Origin of the sequence: Nostoc flagelliforme FACHB-838 (assembly GCF_014698065.1) — a bacterium.
Classification (GTDB): domain Bacteria; phylum Cyanobacteriota; class Cyanobacteriia; order Cyanobacteriales; family Nostocaceae; genus Nostoc; species Nostoc flagelliforme_B.
This window is the reverse complement of record NZ_JACJSI010000240.1, coordinates 1-9,040: the sequence shown is the minus strand read 5'-3', so window position 1 is coordinate 9,040 and position 9,040 is coordinate 1. Positions and strand designations below refer to the sequence as shown.

At 40.4% G+C, this 9,040-nt stretch carries 10 protein-coding genes; 5 read left to right on the top strand and 5 right to left on the bottom strand.

What is annotated here, in order from left to right; all coding sequences use genetic code 11:
• Positions 1 to 148: 148 nt before the first annotated feature.
• Entirely contained in the window at positions 149 to 379 is a 231-nt protein-coding gene (locus H6G97_RS39005; protein WP_190946013.1) for a response regulator, read from the bottom strand.
• A gap of 82 nt (positions 380 to 461) precedes the next feature.
• Between H6G97_RS39005 and H6G97_RS56495 the strand changes: the two genes are divergently transcribed.
• From H6G97_RS56495 to H6G97_RS38990, 3 genes are all read left to right on the top strand, one after another.
• Positions 462 to 722 carry a hypothetical protein gene (locus tag H6G97_RS56495; protein WP_190946012.1) on the top strand — a complete coding sequence of 87 codons (261 nt, stop codon included), beginning with the start codon at positions 462 to 464 and terminating at the stop codon, positions 720 to 722.
• Entirely contained in the window at positions 719 to 1,288 is a 570-nt protein-coding gene (locus tag H6G97_RS38995) for a hypothetical protein (RefSeq protein ID WP_206759148.1), read from the top strand. The genes H6G97_RS56495 and H6G97_RS38995 overlap by 4 nt, the downstream gene beginning before the upstream one ends.
• A gap of 814 nt (positions 1,289 to 2,102) precedes the next feature.
• The gene (locus H6G97_RS38990; protein WP_190946010.1) at positions 2,103 to 2,852 is read left to right on the top strand and encodes an SDR family NAD(P)-dependent oxidoreductase; all 750 of its coding nucleotides are present in this window, start codon (positions 2,103 to 2,105) and stop codon (positions 2,850 to 2,852) included.
• A gap of 242 nt (positions 2,853 to 3,094) precedes the next feature.
• Here H6G97_RS38990 and H6G97_RS51640 read toward each other — a convergent pair whose 3' ends face one another.
• Positions 3,095 to 3,880 (bottom strand): ATP-grasp domain-containing protein, encoded by a 786-nt coding sequence (locus H6G97_RS51640; RefSeq protein WP_190946009.1) that lies wholly within the window; start codon positions 3,878 to 3,880, stop codon positions 3,095 to 3,097.
• 414 nt (positions 3,881 to 4,294) lie between these two features.
• The gene (locus H6G97_RS38980) at positions 4,295 to 4,681 is read right to left on the bottom strand and encodes a VOC family protein (RefSeq protein ID WP_190946008.1); all 387 of its coding nucleotides are present in this window, start codon (positions 4,679 to 4,681) and stop codon (positions 4,295 to 4,297) included.
• 526 nt (positions 4,682 to 5,207) lie between these two features.
• On the opposite strand from H6G97_RS38980, the gene H6G97_RS38975 reads away from it, so the two are divergent.
• Positions 5,208 to 5,960 (top strand): response regulator transcription factor, encoded by a 753-nt coding sequence (locus H6G97_RS38975; RefSeq protein ID WP_190946007.1) that lies wholly within the window; start codon positions 5,208 to 5,210, stop codon positions 5,958 to 5,960.
• A 94-nt stretch (positions 5,961 to 6,054) separates the two neighbouring features.
• Here the strand turns inward: H6G97_RS38975 and H6G97_RS38970 are convergent, their stop codons facing one another.
• Both H6G97_RS38970 and H6G97_RS38965 read right to left on the bottom strand, forming a co-directional pair.
• On the bottom strand, positions 6,055 to 7,323 hold the full coding sequence (locus tag H6G97_RS38970) for a hypothetical protein (protein ID WP_190946006.1): 1,269 nt from the start codon (positions 7,321 to 7,323) through the stop codon (positions 6,055 to 6,057).
• A 681-nt stretch (positions 7,324 to 8,004) separates the two neighbouring features.
• Positions 8,005 to 8,733 carry a hypothetical protein gene (locus H6G97_RS38965; protein WP_242055864.1) on the bottom strand — a complete coding sequence of 243 codons (729 nt, stop codon included), beginning with the start codon at positions 8,731 to 8,733 and terminating at the stop codon, positions 8,005 to 8,007.
• Positions 8,734 to 8,825: 92 nt separating this feature from the next.
• Here H6G97_RS38965 and H6G97_RS38960 point away from each other — a divergent pair.
• Positions 8,826 to 9,040 (top strand): sigma-70 factor domain-containing protein (locus H6G97_RS38960; RefSeq protein ID WP_277883402.1); only part of this gene is annotated, 215 nt, incomplete at its 3' end.

The window sequence follows — 9,040 nt, the reverse complement described above, 5'->3', positions numbered from 1 at the left end:
TTGGACAGTAAGGTATTAATTCCTCTCATCGTTCAATCAGGAGCCAACGTACAGTACAGTTCCTAATTCAAACAAATCCCCTTGTCAATAGGGTTTGAGATGCGCTAACCCTGACCAGCAAAATCGGAATAAATTGAAATTTCGTCGATCAAGGGAGGTGACGAACAACTTCAAACCCATCCATTTTTGGCATTACTACATCTAGTATTAGCAAGTCAGGTGGCTTAGGGGCTGTTTCAAGGTAAGCTAGCACTGCTGTACCCGAATCAACGATTTCAATCAAACAATCTTCTGCTTGTAAAATCGTTTTTAGAAGAAAAGAGTTATCAGCCACATCGTCACAAACCAATATACGCTTAATAACACTCTCCTTTGCCATTTCTTGAAAACAAGTAGCTTTTTATGCTAATTAAACTCGCAAAAGCTAAATCTTAGTACTATTTTTGCAGGGGTTTAACGCCTTGCTTCTAACAAGAGTGATTCATGTTTTTGACCGTGAAGGAGATATTGCAGAAGTATTTGCACTTCAACGTAAAAATAAAAATACAGGTATAGTTGTTAGAGCCGCTCACAATCGTTGTTTAGCGGGAGAAAACTCTTATTTATGGGAGTATGTAATATCGCTAGTTACAGAATTAGCTAACAAACAAGGAGTTTCAGAAGTTCCAATGAGTTGTCAGAACAGAAAGATTCCATACCACGTTTACTTAACGCCGCAATGAGCCGATTAGAGCGCAACCGTAAAAATTTAGAACTGTCTGATATCCGATTAGCTTCTCCAGAAACTCAAAGGCAGTGGCTAGAAACTGTTGATTTCAAAAGTGCTGAAGAGCAAAAAATATTTGATGTAATTTTAGCATTACAGCTTAACCCTACCTCTATTGACACTAATATTTTCCCTTTACTCAAATTATCAAAGGATTTAAAAAATGCTATTCGAGAGGAAGGGTTAGAGAGCAGCAAAGCTAAAGAATTGAATAAGCTATCTGCTACTCAACTAAAAATCAATGAAACTCAAGCTCGGAAAGTAAGAATCCAACTAACTGAGAAGGTTATTCAAGAGAAACTTTCTTTAAGCCAAACAAAAGCTTTAGTAAAAGAGATATTAAAAAAGCACAAATCCTCTGAAAACCCAACTAACCAAAATAGTAAGATTATTAAAACAGTTAAAACTATAGGCGCTCTTGAGCTTGAAGGATTAGCCTATAATCAGCTTAAAGAAATTCGTCAGGCTCTAGAAGGTAAGTTAAAAGAAATTGATCAAAGAATGAAGGGCGCAAGCTCCTAAATTCTATTGATGTAGAGAAGACGGAACTCAGAATATTTCAACTAGAAGCAAAAAGTTGGGTACAAGCAATATGAGCCACTAAATGCTTGAGAGAACAACTGTCCATAGTTCTCACTGCCAGAAAGGATGCTATTGTCAACCCCACTAACGAGAAGATCATTACTTGATGCACTTGTAATAGCTCTTATAAAATTATTAGTACCGCCATAATGTTTCCATCAATGTTAGGGTTGACAGTTCCTAGCCCTAGATTATCTGGAGTCACTTTGTTAGTTGCGATGATGGTATTGCTAGCATTAAAGATACTTTAATCATTGCTAACTCCGGCACCTTTGCCAATACCATTGTTGTCAGAGTTAGGAGTGTTATTAGTTTGGAACTACCCGCAATACAAAGCACTTTTATCCAGCAACTACCCAAAACGAAGAATTATGTTTACCTGTAACAATCACCACAAGCTGAAGTTTTACTGACTCACTGGTGAGATGGGTTGCATCAGGTAAGGAGTTGTTTGAGATTCAAGACAAGTGACAGCAAATCCATCTTCTGATTCATATCGTCTACTATTTCCTCATGCTAGGGTCAAACAAAATAGGAGAGTGCGATCGCTCCATTTGAGACTAGGTGATGATGTTTGATTCAAGGAAGCAGGAGGGGCAAGTGTCCTGACTCTTCCGGGCTGTAATTGCTAGGAGCAAACAATTCAATCCATAAAAGGGTTCAGTTGTTTAGTCTACTAATGAACGTGTAAAGCTCTCAAAGGTCAATTGACTTCTACGTAAAAAACGAAAAAACAACAACGGAGAAACTAACAATGGTTGGTAAGTTGATTGACAAAGTAGCAATTGTAACAGGGGCATCGTCTGGTATTGGTGAGGCTACAGCATTAGCACTGGCATCAGTTGGCGCTACGGTAGTAATTGCTGCCCGTCGAAGCGATCGCTTGCAAGACCTAAAAGCCCGGATTACTGGCACTGGTGGGAAAGTTTTATCCATTACTGCTGATGTTTCAGATGAGGCGCAGGTAGAAGCATTGGTGAACCAAACTCATGCAAAATTTGGCAGAGTTGATATTCTCATTAATAATGCAGGGGTGATGCTGTTAAGTCTGATTGACGGTGCAGATACGGAAGACTGGCGACGCATGATCAATCTCAATGTATTGGGATTGATGTATGCTACTCACAAAGTTTTACCTTTGATGAAGGCACAAGGTGCTGGACACATCGTAAACATTTCATCAGTTGCAGGTAGAGTTGCAAACGCCGGAAGCGGTGTTTATAACGCCAGCAAATGGGCGGTTGGTGCGTTTAGTGAAGTACTTCGTAAAGAGGTCTATCAAAATAACATCCGCGTCACGATTATCGAGCCAGGGTTAGTGGCAACAGAATTACCGCAGCATATTACGGATTCCTCTGCAAAAGAGCAGGCAAAAAACTTCTACGGTTCGGTTAAAAATCTGGAGAGCGAAGATATTGCCAATGCGATTGTTTATGCCGTCACACAGCCGTCACATGTTAACGTCAACGAAATCTTGATCCGCCCAACTGAACAAGAACGGTAATTATAGCGGTTCTCAGTTGAGGGCAATATAGTAACGACAGTGAGTGAACCATCCAATAATGTCTTTTTTAGTCACTGCATCCAGAGCATTTGTGATCTGACTTTTGCCGTTAAATCGTGAAACAACGAAATAGCAAGGATTTCATAAGAGACTTTATTCTCAACAACTTAATTTTAATGATAATGAGTCACGAGAGAATAGGGCTTTGGGCTAGGAGTATAGCAATCAACTTTATCGGCTTGTTAGTTGTCAATCCACAGTTGAGCAAAACGTTCAGATGTCCATCCAATAATATCTGATACCTGCCCATCACCAATTTCTACGATTCGTTTAGTACCATCTCTACGCTCTATTACATCAACAGAGAAAAACTGGCTCTCAATCCGCTTGGCACACTCAAAGACAATCTCTGGAATTTCTTCATCTGCTAAAGCAGCAAAAGGTTTACCAAATAGGACAAAGTAACGCCTCTCAGTTTCTTTGATAAAATCTTCAATCCGCCGCACACAAATGCCTCCCTCAATCGTGCCTCGAAATTTTTGCATCTCGGCAACTACTGTTTTGATTTGCGAAGGTTGATTAATTATGGAACCAACTGAGGTTTTGAGAGACTTAACATAATCTTTGATAAAAAATCCATCCCAGCCGAGTTGATTCAACTGGTTCTCTAAATCATCATCGACGGAATAAAATTTAGTCTCTGGAGTCAAATCAGTAATTAAAGGATACCAACTGCTCAGATAATGTGTAGATAGATACTCAGTCAAAGAAATTAAGACACTTGCCCCTGTACTTTCTACAACACTAACTAATAACTCATAATCTCTAGGCGAGAGCATCCAACCCCGGTAGACCACTTTTGAGCCAGGAGTTGGGGCTGGAATAATCTTTGATGAACCCGTTCCTAACGACTCTAAAGAAATAACTCTAGTTGCAAACCCAGCGTTTTGTATACAAGTAACTTGCTCGGAGTAGTCTGCATCCGCTTTTTTAGGATTGAAGTAATCGCTAGGAAAAAGAAATATCACAATATCTCAACCAAATATATTTTGTTTGCTAACTATACTAACTATTAAGTATATTTCCTTAAAGAATAGGGATAAAATTTTTTGAGCCACGAGTTTGCCTAGTCAATATGAGATTATCGACTAAAACCTTGTCCCCGTTGCTTTTGCTCCAGTATATCTTGCTGCTGTTGCTGCTTTGCCTCATTTTGGTAACGCCCCAAGTTTGATCTACTCTGTTCCACGCACGGCAGCAGAATTTTTCAACCCCCGTCAGAGGCTCCCGAGGAGTTTGGCTTGTAATGAGGGTGTAGCTATCAGATTCCTCTGCGGCTAAAAGTTCATAAAGTAGTTTAAATTGATACTAAGTCTTCAGTACACAATTTTTATATACTAAGTTGCCAATTGTCAAGTTTCCTTTAATTTAGAAAATGCTGCTTATTCAGGCTGATGACAGACTGCTTCAATATTATGTCCGTCTGGATCAAGAACGAAAGCAGCATAGTAGTTAGGATGATACTGAGGACGCAGACCAGGCGCACCGTTGTCTCGTCCACCAGCAGCTAAAGCTGCGTTGTAAAATGCCTCAACAGCAGCATGGTTGTGAACTCTGAACGCTACATGAACTCTTACAGAGCCAGGATTACCGTGAGTAAGCCAGAATTCAGCTTCTGGCGGCTGACCGAAACCAGCAATATCGGTACTTCCAGTGGTAGAGGCTAAATACTCTGCAATGAGTAACAGTCCAATTGGTTCTAATGCCGCACCATAAAAGGACTTACTTTGCTCAAAATCACTCACAACGATACCAGTGTGATCAATCATAATTGATCTCCGCTTTTTAGTTGAATTGAGACTAAATTAGTACATTTGACCTAATCGTTCAAGCCTTAATTGAGATCATGGAGTATAGAAAAAACCTAAGAGTTCTATAGCTTCAAGCTTCAAAACACAACAATTTCAAGTTGGGCAGAATTTCTTCAGTAAGCGTAATCGCGCTTACCAAAATACTGCTTGTTGCGTAAGCGCTCCAGTAAGTTCTACTCTTGCAAGTAAATCCATCAACACCGCCCTCAATACTAACCGATGAGGTATTAACCAATTGTCAAAGTACAGATAATAATTTAGTTATTTTCAAGTATCTAAAGATAGTTACATTAAAAGAGTTTTTCAACAAAACTATCTTTAGATAGACATTTTATCTACCTGGGTTTATTTTTTCATAAGCTGATGAAACCTGTTTGCAGGCGATGTCCCCTAATAGTTGTGAAAAATATTTCTGTTTGTTTACGAAGATAGTTTTCTCAATACTCATCTAAATACAAGCACACACTAAATCTTTTAGTTCCCAATGTATACCCAGGAATTAACCAATTATTTTGCCCAAGTAAAAATTGGTCAGACTTATCGTGTTTTAGTAGCAGAAAGTGAAGAGTTAAGCCGAAAAATGCTAGATGTAGCACTATCGGAAGAAGGTTATGAGGTAATCACAGTAACAAGTGGGAGAACGACAATAGAATGTTTGACTTCACTTGAAACTAACTCAGAAAAACCTGCGTTTGACTTAGTTATTCTTGACTTAATGTTATCTGATATAAATGGATTAAATATTTGCCGTTTACTGCGCGAGCAAGGAATTTTAGTACCGATTTTGATGCTGAGTTCTAAAAATAGTGAAACTGATTGTGTTTTGGGGTTAGAAGTAGGAGCAGATGATTACTTAACAAAACCGTTCGGAATGCGGGAGCTAGTGGCACGTTGCCGGGCATTACTGCGTCGGCAATGGTTAATGAAATTGCCGCCAATACAAGTATTAGTATACAAAGATATCACACTGATACCGCAAGAGTGTCGCGTTCTGCTTCGGGGTCAAGAGGTGAATTTAGCTCCGAAAGAGTTTTGCCTATTAGAACTGTTTATTAGTCATACACAGCGGGTATGGACACGACAACAGATACTAAACAAAATTTGGGGAGAAGATTTTTTTGGAGATACTAAAACAGTTGATGTTCACATTCGATGGTTGCGTGAGAAGTTAGAGGTAGATCCAAGTCGTCCTGAATACATTGTGACTGTAAGAGGTTTTGGTTATCGATTTGGATAAAACCAATACTACATTCCATTTATTAAAAATTAAGCCATCCATTCCACTCAATCGGGAGCAGATGCAATCAACTGACCAAATTTTTCTGATTCAACTAGAAGTAAAAAGTTGGGTACAAGCAATATGAGCTACTAAATACTTGAGAGAACAAGTGATTACAATTCTCCCTGCCAGAAAGGATGCCATTGTCAACTCCACTAACGAGAAGATTATTAGTTGATGCACTTGTAATAGCCCCTATAAAATTATTAGTACCGCCAGTAATGTTTCCATCAATGTTAGGGTTGACAGTTCCTAGCTCTAGATTATCGGGAATCACTTTGTTAGCTGCGATGATGGTATTGCTAGCAGAAAAGATACCTGAATCATTGCTAACTCCTCCACCTTTGCCAATACCATTGTTGTCAGAGTCAGCAGTGTTATTAGTAACGATACTATTAATTAAGGTGACTTGGCTTGAGTTAAAGATGCCGCCACCACTGCCAGTAGCTTGATTGCCAAAGACAGTACTGTTAAGTAGCGTGAATTTGCCCTCAATAGAGTTAAAGACGCCGCCACCATTGCCACTAAACGTATCTCCAGATAGACTGCTGGTAATTGTATCTGTGCCAAAGACAAAGATGTCGCTATCAGAAACTGCTGAATTTTTACTAATGGTGCTGTTACTAACTGTAACTTTGCCAGTATTGCTGATCCCGCCTCCTCTATCAGATTGATTGCTGGAGAGAGTGCTGTTGCTGATTATGATTCTCCCAAAGTTGTTAATCCCGCCGCCGAATAAAGATGAATTTTGGGCGATAGTGCTGTTGTCGATTATGAGCATACCACCGTTAGCGACCCCGCCGCCGACTCCTTCAGTAGTCGAATTGCTGCTAATGGTGCTGCTGTTAATATTAGCTGTCCCAAAATTAGCGATCCCTGCGCCAGAGAAAGCTGAATTGCTACTAATGATACTGTTGTTGATTGTCAGGTTTTCTAAGTTGAGGATGCCACCACCGTTATCAACACTAGTTCCACCAGTAATTGTCAGTCCACTAACCTCTACTCTAATTTGATTATTACTATCTTGATCATTGACGTTAAAGACACGGCTAGCATTGTTACCACTAATAGTAAGATTGCTTGACTCTTTGCCATTAATGATAATTGTATCGGTGATTATTAGCTCCCCACTAGTTAGGGTAATGGTATCAGCAATGCTATCCTCGAATGTTGTACCAGTAAAACTAATTGTATCTGCGCCATTCGTGTTATTAGCTTGTGTAATCGCGTCCCGCAGAGAACCTGCACCAGTATCATTGATGTTAGTGACGTTGAAGTTAGCCATAAAATTTTGTGCTGTGGAAGTAAAATTTTGTGTCACTGAAAACAAGGTGATTCCTCGAACAGCACACATCTTGTAAAGTACAACTATTTGCTTGATCAAGCAAGAATATTGTAGTGAAATGGCGAAACTAAGTTTTTAATAATGATTTATCAATTCGGAACACCTTCAAGGGGAGAAAGTAGCAAAGCTGCTATGAGCCGCCATGCAACGGATCAATGCCGCAACCAATGGACTGCTCCATTGAACTTCCCAACAGTTGCCACCAAATAAATTAACCGCTTTAACACCTTTGGCATCACCGTGCCGAAACGGGAAAATTGTCAGTTTTGGTTGAAAGCCTTATACAGTAATGTTTTCAGTCAGGTAAAACAAATTGACGTAGCTAACGCTTGAATCGTGTTGACAACGCATCATCTCAATTTGCCCAATAATTTGCTCTTCTTTCCAAACGTGTACACAACTGTTCAGGATTTATGTGATTTGCTGTCTGAGCCACTGCAAATATTCTTCAGATCCGCTTCCATCCTCTTTATAAAACCGAGTGGCTGAACCAAAGCTGCAAATGAAAGAGTCTGCTCTGAACTGAACGCATAAATCTTGACCCCTCACCGTGCCGAAACGGTAAGTACGGGGTTCTCTTTCCCCTTTCCTTTTCTTCACACTCTTGTTTGAGCGAAAAATAAGCTGATGTATTTATTAGATACATCAGCTTTTGACTTATCCCAAAATTTCAATCAAAGCCGCTAGAATAGCTGGTGCTTTGTCTGAAACTGGAATGAATAAGCGCTTTTGCCAGTTGATAATCTCGGTGAAGCAACCCACAGCTAAGAGTCGCTCTGCCAGTGAGATAGCATTAACCAGTTCTATGCGAGGTTCACCAGCAATGAAAGAGCGTCGCAAGGTTACACCACCCGGCAACTGCTGTGTATATCTCTCGTTCAGTACCAGCTTCACAAGTTCTTCTGGAGAAAGCAGCTGGTTCCTCAGTCCAAGTTGTTCGCGCACGGTTTGAATGTCGTGAGCATTCACCACCCGACCGAGAATCTTTTGTCCATCGCTGGTTTGTAGTCGGAATACTCGACTATTTTGCTGTGGCAGGATTTTCCAGATGGGTAGGAGAATACCAGTTACCAAATGCAGGTAATCGGTTGTGAACTTGGGCAGTGTGTCCACTTCCTTCGACCACCCTGCGACGAACGCATCGACACAAACCGCTTTCCAAGTGGAAGATTCTAAATCCTTGACTGGTATACGGGTTTCTTTTTGGGGACGAACGAGTAACACTCTTGGTACAACACCACCATCAGCGTCGTAGATACTATGTGTTGAAATTGACACAGCAGCATGACCAGACTTGGAGTTGATCATGAGCCTTCCTTGATATTGAGTGGCGAACTCAACCATTTCTTGAGCCGTTCTGATGTTGTTCTTCTGGGTGCGTTCCACTTTCAAGTAATTGGTGACGCTACCAGTAACAAAATGAGTGTATACATTACTTAAACGAAAAATAAAAGTATTCCTCAGAATTAATCGAAAGTATGCCCAGCCCAACCACCGACTTAGTTCGCTCCTACCTCAAAGAAATCGGACGCTACCCTCTGCTAACTCCTGAGCAAGAAATTACAAACGCTAGGGCGTTACAGCAGATGATGGCGATTGAAGAACAGCGCTCAAGCCTCGCACTTCAACTAAAGCGAGAAGCAACCACAAGAGAATTAGCTACCTCACTTGGGCAAAGCGAAGCTGAAGTACA